This window comes from Terriglobus roseus DSM 18391 (assembly GCF_000265425.1).
Lineage (GTDB): Bacteria > Acidobacteriota > Terriglobia > Terriglobales > Acidobacteriaceae > Terriglobus > Terriglobus roseus.
Window position 1 is genome coordinate 4,554,701 of record NC_018014.1, and the last position, 16,466, is coordinate 4,571,166.

Consider the following 16,466-nt stretch of genomic DNA (forward strand, 5'->3'; position numbering starts at 1 on the left):
TGCGGAGCGGTATCCGGCCAAGTGGAACGTGCAGTTACGGTTAAGCGGCGTGCCGAACATGTGATTCACTGTTGCGAGGGGAAGCGAGTTCCCCGGGGAATCGAGTGACTCATGACTGACCTTTACACACGCGCACGCGCTGCTGCGGACTACCTTGCCGCACAGACCCTACACCGGCCGCGGCTGGGCATCATTCTGGGGTCAGGTCTGGGCGACTTTGCGGAGAGCGTGGAGGATGCGGTTGCCGTTCCGTATGCGTCGATTCCCCACTTTCCACAGAGCACCGTGGAGGGCCACAGCGGGCGCATGGTGCTGGGTACGGTGGCGGGTGTACCGGTTGCCGTGATGCAGGGCCGGGTGCACGCGTACGAGGGCTACCCGATGGACGAGGTGACGTTTCCGGCGCGGGTGCTTGGGTTGCTGGGTGTGACGTCGCTGGTTGTAACGAATGCTGCGGGCGGCATCCGTGCGGACTTTGCACCGGGGTCGATTGTGGGCATCAGCGACCACATCAACCTGACGGGCACGAACGCTGCCCTGGGTGCGAATGAGCCGCGCTTCAGCGTAGCCGAGGGCGCCGGTCTGCGCTTCTTTGACATGACGACTGCGTACACGCCGGCTTTGCTGCATTTGGCGAAGAAAGAAGCTGCGACGCAGGGATGGACGATGCAGACGGGCGTGTACCTGGCTGTGCTGGGGCCGAGTTATGAGACGCCTGCGGAGATCCGTGCGTTCCGTGTGCTGGGTGCGGATCTGGTGGGTATGAGTACGGTGCATGAGGTGATCGTGGCTCGGCACATGGGGATGCGGGTGCTTGGGTTGTCGCTGGTGACGAACGCTGCGGCGGGGGTGACGAGCGAGAACATCAATCATCTGGAAGTGATGGAGATTGGTGCGCAGGCGGGGGCGCGGTTCGGCGCGTTGCTGAAGGCGCTGGTGCCGCAGATTGCCGCGACGGGTGCCGCGTAGGCATGGCAGAACAGCTTACGTTGAGCGGTGTGATCCGGCCGGTGGTGCTGGCGGTGGGTGGCTGTTCGGGCAGCGGGAAGACGACGCTGGCGCGCGAGCTTGCGGAGCAGTTGAATGCAGTCCTCTTCCCTCTGGATTTCTACTATCGGTCGCTGACGCACCTGTCGCGTACGGAGCGGGACCACTACAACTTCGACCATCCGGATTCGCTGGAGCACGATCTGATCGTGCGGCATGTGGAGGCTTTGCGTGAGGGCGGCGCGATCGATCGGCCGACCTATGACTTCAATACGCACTCGCGTGTGCCGGGTGTGACGGAACACATTGCGGCGACGCGGTTTCTGATTGTGGAGGGGATTCTTGCGCTGCACTACGAGGATCTGCTGCCGCTGTACGACTTTACGGTCTACGTCGATGCACCGCATGAGGTGTGCCTGACGCGCCGGATCCATCGCGATGTGCGGGAGCGCGGCCGCACGGAGGCGAGCGTGATCGAACAGTTCAACACCTTTGCGCGGCCGATGGCGGAGCAGTATGTTCTGCCCTGTCGCGAGAGTGCCGACGTGACGGTGGCGGGGACGGAGGCGCTGGACTGGTCGATTGAGCTGGTGCTGGGCTCGCTACGCCGTCGCGGTCTGCTGGTGAGTGATGGCGCTGTCTAGACAGCTGCTGTCGAGGCCGTCGTAGCTGAGCAGTGCGACGACTTCTTCGCGGGCGGCGATGGCTGCCCTGGCACGGTCGGTTGCGGCGATCGGTGCCGCTGCGAAGCGCACGTGGGCTACTACGTCGTTTCTGCCGGCGAGCCGGAACAGGTGCGGCATGAGTGTGTCGTCGCCGAAGTACGCTACGGTTCGTGCGGCGTTTTCGCCGTCGAGGAAGCTGTAGGAGACGGAGGCGGGCCAGACTTCAGCGCCCTGCCGGATGGCGGATTCGAAGAGTGCTCCGTGGAACGGGAGGACGCGGTCGCCGGCGGTGGTTGTGCCCTCTGGAAAGATCACTACGGGAACGCGCTCTGCGAGGGTCTTTGCTACGACGCGGTTTGCCTCTGCTGCGGCGCGTGCCCGGCCGCGCTCGAGGAAGATGGTGCCGCCGCGTGTGATCAGCGGACCTACCAGGGGCCAGCCGCGGACTTCAGACTTTGAGACGAAGATGGCGGGCAGCACGGAGCCGAGCGTGAGGACGTCCACGTAGCTCATGTGGTTTGCGACGACGAGGCCGGAGGCTGGGGGGCGGCCTTCGATCACCATTCTTATGCCCAGTGAGCGGAGGATGTAGCCGGCCCACATCCCTCGCCATGCGCCGCGTTCGGCGAGGGTACGCGGCCGCACGATGCAGCCATGTACCCAGGCCGCGCACATGGTGATCAGCATCCTGACAAGTCGTACGATGGTCATCAAAATGTTCTTGCCAGTCCGATCTTTCTGCGGTGCTCGTTAGAGGTAGCGGCGGGCGATACGCGGGTTCATGGTTTCGAGATCGATCATGGTGAGGAAATCGATGGTCTTGAAACAGCGGTCGATGGCGGGTGAGGAGCAGATGCGTGCTCCGACAGCCAGGTAGGCGCGCAGGAGGCGTGGAGCTTCGGCCTCGTCCAGCAGGGCGTCTTCCAGGGTTGGCATGGCGTAGGTGGCGGTGGGCTGCGTCATGAGCGTGGGTTCGATGCGGTAGGCGAGCAGCGACTCGTAGACGGCGCTGCCTTCGCGCGGGCACTGCGAGGTGAGCGAGCAGCAACCCATGAGGTAGCGGCTGCCGCGCGCGACGGCGTAGCGCATGATGCCCTTCCACAGCAGGTTCAGGACTTCTGAGGTGCGGTGGTCGCGGTGTACGCAGGCGCGGCCAAGCTCCACGATGCGCGAGCGCATGGACTCGTAGGGCGTGAAGTCGAACTCCTGCTCAGAGTAGTAGCCGAAGTTGCGTGCGGCCGTTTCGCCAGACTGCATGCGATAGGTTCCGACGACTGCGCCGGTGCGCGTGTCTTCGACGATCAGGTGGTCACAGACATCATCGAAGTGATCGGTGTCGAAGCCCGTCTCGTACGCGGAGTCGAGACCTTCTTCGAGTTCCAGATTGAAGACCATGAAGCGAAGACGGAAGGCTGCATGCCGCTCTGCATCGGTGGTCGCAAGCCGGGCGCGATATGGCCCGCACTCTGCGATGACGTGCGGTTGAGCGAGAGGCATGACCAGTGTGACCGGTATCGAATGTTGCGACGGCGTGAGAACGCTGTTCAGCATGGCTTCGGCTCCAGGCGATGCGCGGCGTGAAACGCGCTTGGGATCGCTTCTGATGCAGAGTTTGGCCTGCCTTCGCAACGATGCCGCGAATACACGGTAAAAGTGCGTGTACGGAATGGTTGCAATGCGATGAAACGGCTGTAACCCGCTGCGGGAGCGCGCACTGTAGGCTGTTCGAGGATGATCACAAAGCTTGAAGATCGACGGCACAGCTGGGCATGGCGCAAGCTGATCGAGCCTGTGGTGCGCATGCTGCGGCATGGTGCGTCGCCGCAACGATTGGGATGGAGCCTGGCAGCCGGCTTCATCATTGGGGTGAATCCGATCATTGGTTCGTCCACGGTGCTGACCGTCGCGGTGACTCACCTGTTCAAGCTGAAGCACGCAGCATCACAGATCGGCGTACACGGCGCATACCCCATGCAGTTGTTGATGTTGCTGCCATTCCTGCACGCAGGCACGGTGTTGTTTGGGACTGATCCACTGCCGCTGGAGAAGACGGAGTTGCTGCGGCTGATTCATGAGCATCCGCTGCAGCTGCTGCGATCGCTTTGGATGTGGGAATGGCATGCGCTGGTGGTGTGGCTTGGGTTTGCAGCGGTGCTGATGCCGGCGCTGGCGATGCTGCTGGGGCACATGCTGGAGCGGGCTATGCGGCATCCTCGGTCAGCAGTCGTGTCGGAAAGCTAAACCTCAGGGGCTAAAAGCCCGGTCCGCGGGAGGGCGTTATTGGCACAGCTTAAGCTGTGCCCTTCCGATCAATCGGCATCTGTGGCTTGTCGCGATCTTGCGACGTGCGGAACCACTGTACGATCTGCGGTTTTTCGCACAGCGGAAACTTGCTCCTAGACGATGACCGGGATCTTTGCGATGCCGGCGAGGCCGAAGATCTTGCGGTAGTGTTCGACCAGTTCCGGCGGGCCGCTGGCCTTCTCGTAGTTGTCAGAGAGTTTGACGGCTGCGCGGCCTTCTGCGGAGGTGAGTTTGCAGACGAGCGAGATGGGCTCCAGCGCGTCTTCGTTGCGGGGATGGCAGCCGCGGAAATCGTTCGTCAGAAGTGTGCCCCAACCGGATGAGAAGCGGATGCGGCGTTCGTGGCGCCACTTGCGACTGTCTTCAAAGTCGGCGGCGCTGCGGAAGTCGCGGACGCTGACACCGGGCGTGACGATGCCGGCGAAGTAGGCGTGCAGGCTGAGAATCTCGTGCACATCGAGGCCATCACTGGCGATGAGCAGTTTGTTCTTCGGATCTTTGCCGCGCGATTCGAGCCATGCGATGTACTCGTCGCCGGCGACGAAGGGATCCTTCGAATCCACACGTTGGCCGGTCCAGTCGGCTACCCAATCCGGAGCGCCTTCGAGGAACTGCGTGGTGCCATAGGTGTCGGGCAGCATGACCTGCAGTGAGCCGCCGTAGGTCTGCTGCCATAGCTCGAGCATGCGGTACTGCGCGGTCTTGATGTGCTCATCGTTCGAGGACATGGCAGCCATCGCCATGGGCAGTTCATGCGCGTTGGTGCCGATGGCTTCCATGTCGTGCTTGTAGGCCAGGAAGGTGTTGCTGGTGCCGGTGAAGGTGCCCTTGAGTTCGCTGTGCATCGCTTCAACGACGAACTCCTGCCAGAGGAAGGAGTGGCGGCGGCGTGTGCCGAAGTCTGCAACGGCGAGGCCGGGAACGCCGCGCAGACTTTCGATCTTGCCCCAGAGACGGGTCTTTGCATGGGCGTAGAGGATGTCGAGTTCGAACTCGCTCATGCCCTTAAGTGCGGCGCGCGTCTTCAATTCATTCAGGATGGAGAGCGCGTAGATCTCCCACATGGTGACTTCAACCCAGGTTCCCTCGAAGACGAGTTCGAACTGGCCATCACGCTCCGAGAGTTGGAAGTCAGAGAGGCGGAAGTCGTTTTCGAGCCACTCGAGGAACGCCAGTTCGAAGATGCCGCGGGTGCCGTAGAAGGTATTGCCGGCGAGCCAGATCATCTCGGATTTGCGGTAGCGCAGGCGGCGCACGTGTTCGAACTGGGCGAGGACGGCCTCGCGCGGCACCATCTCGGCCAGGCGGAAACGCGCAGTGCGGTTGCGCAGGCCAAAGGTCACGCGGGTGTTGCGAAAGTGTTTCCAGATGAACTGGAGCATGAGCAGCTTGTAGAAGTCGGTGTCGAGCAGCGACCGCACGATGGGATCGAGATCCCAGTTATGGTTATGCGCGCGCTCAGAGAAGTTAATGATCATGCTGTCTTTAAGAGCGTACCAAGCGGCGGGTGGACTCAGAGATTGCCTTGCAAAATATCGGTATCGTTCTGCGGCGGGTCTAACATCACCCTGAAGGGAATTACCTCATGCCGTATCGCATCTCGCGCAGGACCTTTGGCCAGCTTGCCGGCTCGCTAGTAACCGCAGCTGCCCTGCCGTTTCGTATGTTTGCCGCACCCTCTGTGTCGCGCGCCACCGCGACCGGTGACCGCCGCTTCCCTGCCGGGTTTCTTTGGGGATCGGCTACGGCGTCGTACCAGGTGGAAGGTGCGGTGAACGAGGACGGCCGGGGCAAGACGGTGTGGGATACGTTCAGCCATACGGCGGGCAAGACCCATAACGGTGATACCGGCGATGTGTCCACGGACAGCTATCACCGCTATGCCGAAGATATTGCGCTGATGAAGGACCTGGGATTGAAGACGTGCCGGTTCTCCGTGGCGTGGTCGCGGATCTTCCCGGACGGTGCGGGGCAGCCGAATCCCAAGGGCATCGACCACTACCGGAAGTTTTGCCAGGCGCTGCGTGCGGCCGGAATTGAGCCGTGGTGCACGCTGTATCACTGGGATCTGCCGCAGGCGCTGGAAGACAAGGGTGGATGGCAGAACCGCGAGACGGCGAAGCTGTTTGCCGATTATGCCGGGTACACGGCGGGCAAGCTGGCGGACGTCTGCTCGCACTTTATGACGATGAACGAGATCAGCACGTTTGTGGAGCTGGGCTATGGGAACGGCATCCACGCGCCGGGGCTGAAGCTAAGCCGCGGGAAGCTGGCGCAGGTGCGTCATCATGCGGTGCTGGCGCATGGGCTGGCGGTGCAGGCAATTCGCGCGGCTGCTCCGCATGTGAAGGTGGGATCGGCGGAGAATCTGACGGCGGTTGTTCCGGTCTTCGATTCGCCGGAGCATGTGGCGGCGGCGAAGAAGGCGACGGTCGAGGAGAACGCGGGGTACCTGACCGTGATGCGTACGGGCAGGTACACCGACCAGTATCTGCAGACGCTGGGAGCGGATGCGCCGGAGTTTACGCAGGAAGAGATGAAGGCGATCGGATCGCCGCTGGACTTCCAGGGCTTGAATATCTACACGGCGACCTATGCCCGCGCGGTGAAGAATGCGAAGGGATATGACATTGTGGGGAATCCTGCGAGCTATCCGCACATGGAGAGTCCATGGCTCACCGTGGGTCCGGATGCGCTGTACTGGGCGCCTCGACTGGCGAACGAGTGCTGGGATCTGAAGGAGATCTACATTACGGAGAATGGCTGCTCGTCTGCCGATGTGGTGGCGGGTGATGGGCACATCTACGACACGGATCGCGTGATGTATTTGCGGAACTACCTGACGCACCTGCAGCGGGCGACGAGCGAGGGTGTGCCGGTGAAGGGGTATTTCCTTTGGAGTCTGCTGGATAACTTCGAGTGGGCGGACGGGTATGACAAGCGCTTTGGGATTACGTATGTGGACTTTAAGACACAGAAGCGGACGCCGAAACTTAGCAGTGAGTTTTATAGGAACTTGATTGCGCGGAATTCGCTGTAGCCGCTCTCAGACGTTGCCGCCTAACTTTCACAGCTGTCATCCCGCATCGAAGCGGAGGGATCTGCAGGTGTGCCGGCCCGCCAAGCCGATCCGATGCAGCGGGCGAGGACATACACCCATTTGCGCGGGCGCGAACCGCTACTCACGAGCGCGCTTCCAGTCGTACTGCGGGGTCTCGACCCCACGAGTCCAGCCTTCTGCGAGGTCGCTCCACGAAGGGTTCCCCTTCTCGATGAGGGCGACCTTGCGTTCCCGCCGCCAGTCCTTCCAATCTTTCTCCCGGGCGATTGCGTCCTGAATGTACTGGAATGACTCGAAGTGGACCAGCCTGGCCACTCGATAACGCGTGGTGAAGACGCTCCCTTTACCGTCTCGATGTTGCAGCACACGGTGGACGAGACTGTTCGTTACGCCGACGTAAAGAGTTTTTGAGCGACTCGACAAGATGTAGACCCAGTAGCCGTGGACCTTTGGCATGTGCGGGATCGTAACAAAGTTCGTGCTGCGCACGAACGGATTTATTGCGTTGCCCTCTGGGATGGGATGGACGGGCTGGCTTACATGCAGATCCCTCCGCTTCGCTGCGGGATGACAACTTTAAAGGAAGATGACAACGGGAGCATGGCGCGTGCTGAGAACGACGCTGGCGGCGCCTCGCCCGTTCGCAGAATCTTCATAAAACCCGCGTTGTTAAAGGCGAGGACACGATAAACTGGAGAGCGATATGGCGACGAAACAGGAACTCCTCCAGACCCCGATTAAGCACATCGACATCAGCGAGCACAACGTTGTTCCGCTGGTCGATGCGATGGCCTCCATGGCCTACTCCTCGCGTGACCTTGCTCGTGCCGCGACCATTTACGACATGATGCTGCGCGATACCGAGTGTGGCGTGATCCTTTGCCTGGCCGGATCGCTGATCTCTGCGGGCCTGCAGAAGGTGATTGTCGACCTGGTGCGCAACAACATGGTGGACGCGATCGTTTCGACGGGCGCGAACATTGTTGACCAGGATTTCTTTGAAGCGCTTGGCTTCCGCCACTATGTGGCCGGCGAAGAATACAAGTATGGCGCGGGCGATGCTGAACTGCGCGAGCTGATGATCGACCGCATCTATGACACGTTCATCGATGAGGAAGAGCTGCGGATCTGCGATGAAGCGACGCACCAGATCATCAACAGCATGAAGCCCGGCGTCTACTCATCGCGCGAGTACATCCGCGAGATGGGCAAGTACCTGGTGGACAAGGGTCGCACGCCGAAGAACGGCAATGCGGATTCGATCGTGCTGGCCTGCTACGAGAAGAATGTGCCGATCTTCTGCCCGGCGTTCTCGGACTGCTCGTTCGGCTTCGGCATTGTGGCGCATCAGCATGCGCGCCAGGGTAAGGCGATGTGCTCGATCGACTCCGGCAAGGACTTTTACGAGCTGACGCAGCTGAAGCTGGAGAATCCGACGACCGGTCTGCTGATGATTGGCGGCGGTGTTCCGAAGAACTTTGCGCAGGACATTGTGGTGGCTGCGGACATTCTGGGTGTTGAGGCCAGCATGCATAAGTACGCTATCCAGATTACGGTTGCGGATGCACGCGACGGTGCCCTTTCGGGATCGACGCTGAAGGAAGCTTCGAGCTGGGGCAAGGTCGACCTGACGTGGGAGCAGATGGTGTTCAGCGAGGCGACGATCGCCCTGCCGCTGATTGCCGGCTATGCCTTCCACAAGAAGGCTCATGCGGCCCGGACCGGCAAGAACTTCTCGCAGGTTCTGGAGCCCGTCACGGCGTAACTGCTTCATAACATTCTGCATGGAAGATATGCCGGAAGTGCCCCCTTGGGCTCTGCCGGCATTTTCCTTTTGGCCTGCAAACCTTTTGCCGAGAAAGGCAGTCTCTTTCGTGGAAGTGGCCATCCCACGGAAGCGGTACGGTCGCCCCGAATGGCACGTCCTAAGATGATTCCTGTATGCACCGCATTCTGCTGATCGACGACGAAGATGATATCCGCGAGGTCGCCTCGCTGACCCTGGAAGCCACTGCTGGGTGGGAGGTCATCACGGCCAGTTCGGGTGCCAGTGGTATTCGAGCGGCGATTGCGGAGCAGCCGGAAGCGATCCTGATGGATGTGATGATGCCCGAGATGGATGGGCCCACGACCTTCCGCGAGATGCAGAAGAATCCGCTGATTTCGCAGATTCCCGTGATCCTTCTGACGGCAAAGGTGCAGGGTGTTGACCAGCGCCGATTCGCTGATCTTGGTGTTGCTGCAGTCCTGTTCAAGCCATTTGATCCAATGACGTTGGCGGCGCAGATCGCACAAGTCCTGGATTGGGATCCGGTCGCAGCGTAAAAGTTACGCAGTCCTGCCAACCCTACGGCGTGTCGGCCCATCTTCCCCAATATGACCGACGCACTGCAAGCCTCGATCGCCGCGATATGGCAGAAGTCCATTCCGCAGACACGCGAGCGTCTGGCGATCCTGCAGCGGGCCGCGGATGACCTGGCGAACTCGCGCACGATCGATCCGGAACAGCGTGCCGAAGCGCTTTCTATTGCGCACAAGCTGGCGGGATCGCTGGGTATGTTTGGCTTCAACGATGCGACGGAGCATGCGCGCGCCATCGAGCTGACCCTGGAGAATGATGGGCTGCCGCAGCCGGAGCGGCTTGAGAAACATGTTGCCGCCCTTACCGCGTGCATGCAGCCGCGTCTTGAGAGCTAAACCACGCCGCAGGACAAAAGCGCGATCGCTCCGCGCAACCCATCGCATTGCGATCCCTTCCAAAGCTCTATGCACCTTCTACTGATCTGGATCCTTAGCGCGTTGTCGCTGATGGTTGCCGCTTATCTGCTGCCTACCGTAGAGATCGAAAGCTTCGGCACGGCGATGATTGCCGCTGTGCTGATCGGGCTGTTGAATGCGACGCTGGGATTTCTGATCCGGGTGATGGCGTTCCCGCTGACCTGGCTGCTGCCTGGACTGATGTATTTAATCTGCGACGCCATCATGATCTGGATTGTCTCCCGCTTCCTGCGTGGCTTTGCCGTGAAGAACTTCACGGCTGCGTTCCTGTGCGCGCTGGTAGTGGCCGTTGTGAATATGCTGCTGGGCGGGCTTGCCTAAGGCCAGCAGGTAGCATAAAGGTATGAATCCCGGGGCCGGCCAGGACAACACCGACGAAACACCCATGCCGGTGGCAAGGCCTGCCGGTGATTCCCCCGCAGGTGTTGCAGCGGTTCCTGCAGTCGAAGGGCCCGAAGTTCCGGGCGGCAGCAGTGATGGCTTTGCGCCGCTGAGTATCCCGCTCTTCCGTGATCGCTGGATCGCCTCGACGGTATCGGGTGTGGGCACGTGGATGCAGGACACTGCCGCCACGTGGCTGATGACGGCGCTGACCGGATCGCCACTGCTGATTGCGTTGATGCAGACGGCGGCGAGTGCGCCGGTGCTGCTGCTGGGCCTGTTCGCCGGCGCCACTGCCGACATCTTTGAGCGGCGCAGGCTGCTGATCTTCTGGCAGACGTGGCAGATGGCTGCGGTGGCGCTGATGGCGGTGCTGGCGCTCTTCGGTGTGATCAGCCCGGTGATGCTGCTGGCGCTGACGTTCCTGATGAACATCGGCTCGGCGATGAACAGCCCGGCGTGGCAGGCGATTGTGCCCGAGCTGGTGCCGCTGGACCAGTTGCCCAATGCCGTCTCACTGGCCGCGGCAAGCAACAATTTGGCGCGCGCCGTGGGGCCTGCACTGGGCGGCCTGATGGTGGCGGCGTTTGTAAAGGCGAGCACCGGTGCGGGGTGGGTCTTTGCGTTGAACGCGGGGTCGTTCGCCGCGGTCATCTGGGTGTTGTATGTGTGGAAGCGTAAGCCGCTATTCAAGTCGGCACTACCGGCGGAGCGCATCATGGGCTCGGTGGGAACGGGTTTGCGCTACCTGCGGTATGCGCCAACGTTGCAGGCGGTCTATCTGCGGTCGTTCCTGTTTACCTTTTCGGTGGCCGCCGTGTGGTCTCTGCTGTCGGTTGTTGCGCGGCGCGAATTTGAGCACGGGCGTATCTCAGGTGCGCTGGGCTACGGCATTCTGAACGGTTCGATGGGCCTGGGTGCGGTGATTGCCGCGGTGATGCTGGCGCGGGTGCGGGCACGCTTCAGCGCTGACCGAATCCTGGCTGCGGCGAGTCTACAGTACATCGCGACCATGCTGGTGCTGGCGTATGTGCACTACGCATGGCTCGACATCCTGTTCCTGATCGCGGGTGGATTCGCGTGGACGAGCACGATGTCGACGCTGAATGTCAGTGTGCAACTGTCTTCGCCGGGGTGGGTGCAGGCACGTGCGCTGGGCATGTACCAGATGGTCTTTCAAGGCGGCCTGGCGCTGGGCTCGATTGCGTGGGGCGCTGTCGCCGAACATACCAGCGTGACGGTTGCGCTGGCCAGCAGTGCCTGCATGATGGCGCTATGCCTGCCGCTGACGCTGCGGCTGCATGTGCTGCGCGGCACGCTGCCCGATCTGTCGCCTTACCAGTGGAAACGTCCGGCGCCGCACCTTGAGATCGAGCCGGCACCGCAGGACGGCCCGGTGCGCATCCTGATCGATTACGTCGTGCCGGTAGAGCATTACAACGAGTTTGTGAAGAAGGTCCACAAGGTGCGCGATGTGCGACTGCGTGCGGGCGCCATTCGCTGGGGTGTCTTCCGGGACGGCAACGATCCTGAGCGGCTGGAGGAGACCTTCGTGATGGAAAGCTGGCTGGACTATCTGCGCAGCCGCGAACGCATGACCACGGACGACTTCACGCTGCTGCAGGCCGTGCGGGACATGCATAAGGGCGATGATCTGCCGCGCGTGACCCACCAGGTCTACGCGAAAGAGATCACCGACGAAGCACACCACGCCTAGACGACAGGCAGGCTGGGAGGACTACTCCCAGCCTGCCAGCACGATCTTGCCGATGGAGCGGCCACTCTCAAGCCAGGCGTGCGCCATCTTCAGGTTCTGCGCGTTGATGGCGCCGTAGTTCTGCGTGATGGTGGTCTTCAGGGAGCCGAGGTCCATCAGCTTTGCAACTTCGGTCAGGGAGTCATGCTGACGGAGGATATCCGGCGTCTCGTAGTAGGAGCGCGTGAACATGAACTCCCAGCAGATGGAGCCGCTCTTGCGCTTGAGCGGGCGTGCGTCGACGGGCTTCTGCGGGTCGTCGATGATGGCGATCTTGCCCTGCGGCGCGAGCAGCTCCGCGATGCCGGGATAGTGCGTGTCCGTGGCTGAGAGAAGCGCGATGTACTCGACCTCGCCGAGGCCGAGTTCCTGCATCTGGGTGCGGATGTCGCGGTGATGATCGATGACGTAGTGCGCGCCCATCTTGGTGCACCACTCTGTTGTCTCGGGGCGGGAGGCCGTGGCGACGACGGTCAGCGGTGTGAGGTGCGAAGCGATCTGCATCAGCATGGAACCCACGCCGCCCGCGGCGCCGATGATGAGGATGGAACCCTTGCGAGTGGCGTTGTAACTGATGCGGCGCTGCTCGACGCCGAAGCGGTCGAAGAGAATCTCCCAAGCCGTGAGCGACGTGAGCGGGAGGGCGGCGGACTCGGCGAAGCTCAGTTTCTTGGGCTTGTGCGCGACGATGCGCTCATCCACGGTGTGGAACTGTGCGTTGGCACCCTGCCGCGCGATGCAGCCTGCGTAGAAGACCTCATCGCCTTTTTTAAAGAGAGACGTCAGCTTGCCCACACCGACGACGACGCCGGCGCAGTCCCATCCGAGGACCTTGTAGTCCTGACCGTCGTCCGGGTTCACAGCCTTGCGCTGCTTGGTGTCGACCGGGTTCACGGAGATGGCTTTGACCTCAACCAGCAGATCGCGATCTCGCGCGATCGGCTCGACGAGCTCAATGTCGAGGAGGGCATCCGGATTGTCGATTGGAAGCGGTGTCTTATAGCCAACAGCCTTCATGCACTGAGTCTAAACGCAGGTCGCCCGGGGTCAATGCACCGCGCGAACGTTGAGACGTACATGTTGCGCCGGGCTATAGGAGATATGGAATCCGGACGTTGGGCATGGTCTCGCTGAAGTCTTTGGTATTGCGAGTTACGAGCGTCAGATCGTGCTCGAGCGCTGTGGCGTAGATGATGGCGTCCGGCAGCTTGAGCCTAGTAGTCCGACGTAACAGTGCCGCGCGTTCGGCAATTTGGATGGACAGGTCGAAGGTCGCGAACAGATCGAGCAGCCTTCGTGTCTCCCGCGCGTTTTGCTCCACGACCCCGGCGAGTACTTCGATGAAGTTGATACGGCTGATGAACCGTTGATCGTGCTGAGACACCTCGAGACTCGCCTCAGCGTGGCCTCTTGAGAGATCAATCAGAATGTTCGTATCGAAGAGGGCACCGGGCTTCATGCCTTCTCTTCAGTCCATTCTGGATCCCACTCCCTTACCCATTCCTGTCGCATTCTTTCCTGATATGCCAGCCCGTCCTCGGGAAAGTCCTTCCAGGAACCAAAGGCTGCCTGCAGGATCGCGTCTCGTTCTTCGGGATCTTTGACAAGCGGTTCGGGTAGTTGCTCGGATTCGGTGGTCAGGAATGCTCGCAAAGCCTGCTGCACAATCTCTTCACGAGACGCGTTCGTCTTCACGGTCAGGCGGTCAAGCTCGCCTAGTTCCTGCTCCGGAATGTCGATCGTCAGCTGCATCTTGCGGAAATGATACACCCGGCACAAACGCGGTCAGGCCGGGCCAAAGGCCCGGCCTGACTGGTGTTTCCCCTATTGGGACTACTTCTTGCCGAGGGCGAGTTCGAGCAACATCTTCTCTTCCAGCTCGTGCGCCTTGGCCGAGCCGGTTGCCGGGCTGGCTGCAGCGGAGCGCGACACACGCAGTACGCGGCGGTTGCCGGCGGTGCGCTTCAGAAGTGGGTACGCGTAACTGAGCGCGCCCATGTTGGCCGGCTCTTCCTGCACGAATACGACTTCTTCGGCGGAGGGGTACATGTTGAGCGCCTTTGCCAAGGCCTCTTCCGGCCAGGGGTAGAGTTGCTCGACGAAGACGATGGCGGTGGAGTAGTCGCCACGCTTGGCGCGTTCCACACGCAGGTTGTGACCGATCTTGCCGCTGCACACCAGGATGCGCTTTGGGTCCTTGGCTTCCGTATCGGCGAGCACGGTCTGGAAGTGCTCCGCTCCGAAGTCTGCGATGGGCGAGATGGCATCGGGGTGGCGCAGCATGCTCTTCGGTGTGAAGACGACCAGCGGCTTGCGGTATTCGCTGAGTGCCTGGCGACGCAGCAGGTGGAAGTACTGCGCGGCGTTCGACGGCTGCGTGACGTACATGTTGTCGGTCGCGCAGAGTTGCAGGAAGCGCTCCATGCGTGCGGACGAGTGCTCCGGGCCCTGGCCTTCATAGCCGTGCGGCAGCAGCATAGCGACGCCCGAGTACAGATGCCACTTGGCTTCACCGGCCGCGATGAATTGATCGATGATGATCTGCGCGCCGTTGGCGAAGTCGCCGAACTGAGCTTCCCAGAGCGTGAGTGTCTCCGGGAAGTCGCGCGAGTAGCCGTACTCGAAGCCGAGGACACCGGCTTCGCTCAGCATGGAGTTGTAGGCCTCGAACTGGCCCTGGTTCGCATTGATGTTCTGCAACGGCGACCAGCGCTTTTCGGTCTCGACGTCTGTAAAGAAGCTGTGGCGCTGGTTGAAGGTTCCGCGCTGCGAATCCTGACCGGAGAGGCGCACAGGTGTGCCCTTTTCCAGCAAAGATGCGTAGGCTACAAGCTCTGCGGTTCCGTAGTCGAAGGGTTTGGTACCTGCACCCATCTCGTCGCGCTGCTTCAGCAGAGCCTTGACCTTGGGGTGAACGTTGAAGCCTTCCGGTGTCCTGGTGATCAGCGACGTCAGGCGCTTGATCTCGTCGACCGGGAGACCGGTGACGGCGGGATCAACCTGCGGCAGATAGCCGCCCTTGTACTTGTTCCAATAGTCCGGCAGTTCGGCCAGAGTGGGTGGGTGCAGGGCTTCCTTGCCCAGCGCCTGGTCGGCGAGAAGCTTGTCGCTGGTCGCCTTGATCTCCGATGCCGCGTCTACGCCAATGCGCTTTGCGTAGCTCTTGTACAGCAGCTCAGTTTCCTTGATCTTCGCGTAGCGGCGCGGCTGCGTGACCGTGGGGTCATCCACTTCCGAGTGGCCGTGCCGGCGGTAGCCGATAAGGTCGACGACGACGTCCGAGGCGAAGGTTGCGCGATACTCCGCAGCGATAGCGGCGACGCGGACGACGGCGTCCGGATCTTCCGCGTTGACGTGGAAGATGGGGATTGGCAGGCGCTTCGCCATGTCAGTTGCGAAACGCGACGAGTTGGACTCAAGCGGCTCTGCCGTGAAGCCGAGCAGGTTGTTCACGACGATCTGGATGGTACCGCCAACGGTATAGCCGTTGATGGTGGCAAGGACCAGAGTCTCTGCCCAGATGCCCTGGCCTGCAAAGGCTGCGTCGCCGTGGATGATGATCGGCAGCACCTTCTTTGGGCCGTCCGCGCCAAGGCGGACCTGGCGAGCACGTGCGCGCCCCATGATGACGGGGTCAACTGCCTCAAGGTGCGATGGGTTGGAGGCGAGGTGCAGCTTGATGTTCTTACCGTCGGGTGCCGTATATGTGCCCGTTGCGCCCTGGTGATACTTCACGTCGCCGCCGCCAAGGTGGCTGCGCGGATCGACGTCCTCAAACTTGGTGAAGATATCCGCTGCGGAACGGCCGACGGTGTTGACCATCACGTTCAGACGGCCGCGGTGGTTCATCGCGAAGTGACAGACTTCCACGCCGAGCGCTGAGCTGACTTCAAAAGTGCGATCGAGGTACGGGATCAGTGCAGTGAGGCCTTCGAGGGAAAAGCGCTTGGTGCCGAGGTAACGCTGCTGGATGGTCTGTTCGAAGATGTCAGCCTTGATGAGGCCGGTGAGGGTCTGGGCCTGCTGCTGCGGTGTTTCTACCGGCAGTTGCTCCATCTTCTGCTGCAGCCACTCACGCTTTTCGGGCGACGCAATGTGTGAGAACTCGAGTGCGATGTTGCCGCAGTAATAGCGGCGTGCCTCTTCGGCGATTGCGTCGGAGCCTTCAGGCAGGTCGATGGGAAATGGCTCCGCGGGCAGGTACTGCTTGAGCGGATCGAGCGTGGCCTGGAGGTAGCCCCAGCGCCGGAAGATTTCAAAGACTTCCGTCCGCAACTGCGGGTTGCTCAAGGTTTCCTCTGTCGCTGCGGCTGCTGTCTGCGCCGCCGCTGCTGCCTTACCGATTGACTTCGCCCTGTTCGCCATGCTTCCTCGTGTTCATAAGGATAGACCTTTGCGTTATCGCATGGGGAGCGCGGGATGTGCGATTTACGGTATCGATGTTCGTTATTCGGCCATTTCTTCCCCATTAAGGGGATAGCGTTCCGAGTCACGGAGACAACGCGTTTTCGATCAAGGACGTCAGAACGATAGC

General features: G+C 61.3%; 17 protein-coding genes. 9 read left to right on the forward strand and 8 right to left on the reverse strand.

Annotated features, from left to right (window positions below; all coding sequences use genetic code 11):
• Window positions 1-111: 111 nt before the first annotated feature.
• Window positions 112-969, forward strand: a complete 858-nt coding sequence (locus tag TERRO_RS18830) for a purine-nucleoside phosphorylase (RefSeq protein WP_014787297.1) — start codon at window positions 112-114, stop codon at window positions 967-969.
• Window positions 970-971: 2 nt separating this feature from the next.
• A complete protein-coding gene (udk, locus tag TERRO_RS18835; RefSeq protein WP_014787298.1) occupies window positions 972-1,631 on the forward strand; it encodes a uridine kinase in 660 nt (219 codons plus the stop codon).
• Here udk and TERRO_RS22385 read toward each other — a convergent pair.
• Together TERRO_RS22385 and TERRO_RS18845 are read right to left on the reverse strand one after the other, a co-directional pair.
• The gene (locus TERRO_RS22385) at window positions 1,590-2,363 is read right to left on the reverse strand and encodes a lysophospholipid acyltransferase family protein (protein WP_052313394.1); all 774 of its coding nucleotides are present in this window, start codon (window positions 2,361-2,363) and stop codon (window positions 1,590-1,592) included. The two genes, udk and TERRO_RS22385, sit on opposite strands and share 42 nt — an antisense overlap.
• A gap of 39 nt (window positions 2,364-2,402) precedes the next feature.
• The gene (locus TERRO_RS18845) at window positions 2,403-3,203 is read right to left on the reverse strand and encodes a GNAT family N-acetyltransferase (protein WP_014787300.1); all 801 of its coding nucleotides are present in this window, start codon (window positions 3,201-3,203) and stop codon (window positions 2,403-2,405) included.
• 180 nt (window positions 3,204-3,383) lie between these two features.
• On the opposite strand from TERRO_RS18845, the gene TERRO_RS18850 reads away from it, so the two are divergent.
• A complete protein-coding gene (locus tag TERRO_RS18850) occupies window positions 3,384-3,893 on the forward strand; it encodes a DUF2062 domain-containing protein (RefSeq protein WP_014787301.1) in 510 nt (169 codons plus the stop codon).
• 155 nt (window positions 3,894-4,048) lie between these two features.
• On the opposite strand, the gene TERRO_RS18855 is transcribed toward TERRO_RS18850, so the two are convergent.
• Window positions 4,049-5,434 carry a nicotinate phosphoribosyltransferase gene (locus TERRO_RS18855; RefSeq protein WP_014787302.1) on the reverse strand — a complete coding sequence of 462 codons (1,386 nt, stop codon included), beginning with the start codon at window positions 5,432-5,434 and terminating at the stop codon, window positions 4,049-4,051.
• 107 nt (window positions 5,435-5,541) lie between these two features.
• Here TERRO_RS18855 and TERRO_RS18860 point away from each other — a divergent pair, with 107 nt between their 5' ends.
• Entirely contained in the window at window positions 5,542-6,996 is a 1,455-nt protein-coding gene (locus TERRO_RS18860; RefSeq protein WP_014787303.1) for a GH1 family beta-glucosidase, read from the forward strand.
• A 138-nt stretch (window positions 6,997-7,134) separates the two neighbouring features.
• Here TERRO_RS18860 and TERRO_RS18865 read toward each other — a convergent pair whose 3' ends face one another.
• Window positions 7,135-7,473 carry a GIY-YIG nuclease family protein gene (locus TERRO_RS18865; protein ID WP_014787304.1) on the reverse strand — a complete coding sequence of 113 codons (339 nt, stop codon included), beginning with the start codon at window positions 7,471-7,473 and terminating at the stop codon, window positions 7,135-7,137.
• A gap of 247 nt (window positions 7,474-7,720) precedes the next feature.
• On the opposite strand from TERRO_RS18865, the gene TERRO_RS18870 reads away from it, so the two are divergent.
• The 5 genes from TERRO_RS18870 (at window position 7,721) to TERRO_RS18890 (ending at window position 11,893) form a co-directional block, all read left to right on the forward strand.
• Window positions 7,721-8,782 (forward strand): 1,9-bis(guanidino)-5-aza-nonane synthase, encoded by a 1,062-nt coding sequence (locus TERRO_RS18870; protein ID WP_014787305.1) that lies wholly within the window; start codon window positions 7,721-7,723, stop codon window positions 8,780-8,782.
• A 176-nt stretch (window positions 8,783-8,958) separates the two neighbouring features.
• Entirely contained in the window at window positions 8,959-9,342 is a 384-nt protein-coding gene (locus tag TERRO_RS18875) for a response regulator (RefSeq protein WP_014787306.1), read from the forward strand.
• A 51-nt stretch (window positions 9,343-9,393) separates the two neighbouring features.
• Window positions 9,394-9,714: an Hpt domain-containing protein gene (locus TERRO_RS18880; protein ID WP_014787307.1), complete on the forward strand. Its 321-nt coding sequence runs from the start codon at window positions 9,394-9,396 to the stop codon at window positions 9,712-9,714.
• Between the two features lie 69 nt (window positions 9,715-9,783).
• Complete coding sequence (locus TERRO_RS18885) at window positions 9,784-10,116, forward strand: phage holin family protein (protein ID WP_014787308.1); 333 nt, start codon at window positions 9,784-9,786, stop codon at window positions 10,114-10,116.
• Between the two features lie 22 nt (window positions 10,117-10,138).
• The gene (locus tag TERRO_RS18890; protein WP_014787309.1) at window positions 10,139-11,893 is read left to right on the forward strand and encodes an MFS transporter; all 1,755 of its coding nucleotides are present in this window, start codon (window positions 10,139-10,141) and stop codon (window positions 11,891-11,893) included.
• Between the two features lie 21 nt (window positions 11,894-11,914).
• Here TERRO_RS18890 and TERRO_RS18895 read toward each other — a convergent pair whose 3' ends face one another.
• The 4 genes from TERRO_RS18895 to TERRO_RS18910 all read right to left on the reverse strand — a co-directional run bounded on the left by TERRO_RS18895 (window position 11,915) and on the right by TERRO_RS18910 (window position 16,297).
• Window positions 11,915-12,949, reverse strand: a complete 1,035-nt coding sequence (locus tag TERRO_RS18895) for a zinc-binding alcohol dehydrogenase family protein (protein WP_014787310.1) — start codon at window positions 12,947-12,949, stop codon at window positions 11,915-11,917.
• A gap of 73 nt (window positions 12,950-13,022) precedes the next feature.
• Window positions 13,023-13,391: a type II toxin-antitoxin system VapC family toxin gene (locus TERRO_RS18900; RefSeq protein ID WP_014787311.1), complete on the reverse strand. Its 369-nt coding sequence runs from the start codon at window positions 13,389-13,391 to the stop codon at window positions 13,023-13,025.
• Window positions 13,388-13,684 carry a ribbon-helix-helix protein, CopG family gene (locus tag TERRO_RS18905; RefSeq protein ID WP_014787312.1) on the reverse strand — a complete coding sequence of 99 codons (297 nt, stop codon included), beginning with the start codon at window positions 13,682-13,684 and terminating at the stop codon, window positions 13,388-13,390. The genes TERRO_RS18900 and TERRO_RS18905 overlap by 4 nt, the downstream gene beginning before the upstream one ends.
• 81 nt (window positions 13,685-13,765) lie before the next feature.
• Entirely contained in the window at window positions 13,766-16,297 is a 2,532-nt protein-coding gene (locus TERRO_RS18910; RefSeq protein ID WP_014787313.1) for a 2-oxoglutarate dehydrogenase E1 component, read from the reverse strand.
• Window positions 16,298-16,466 lie beyond the last annotated feature (169 nt).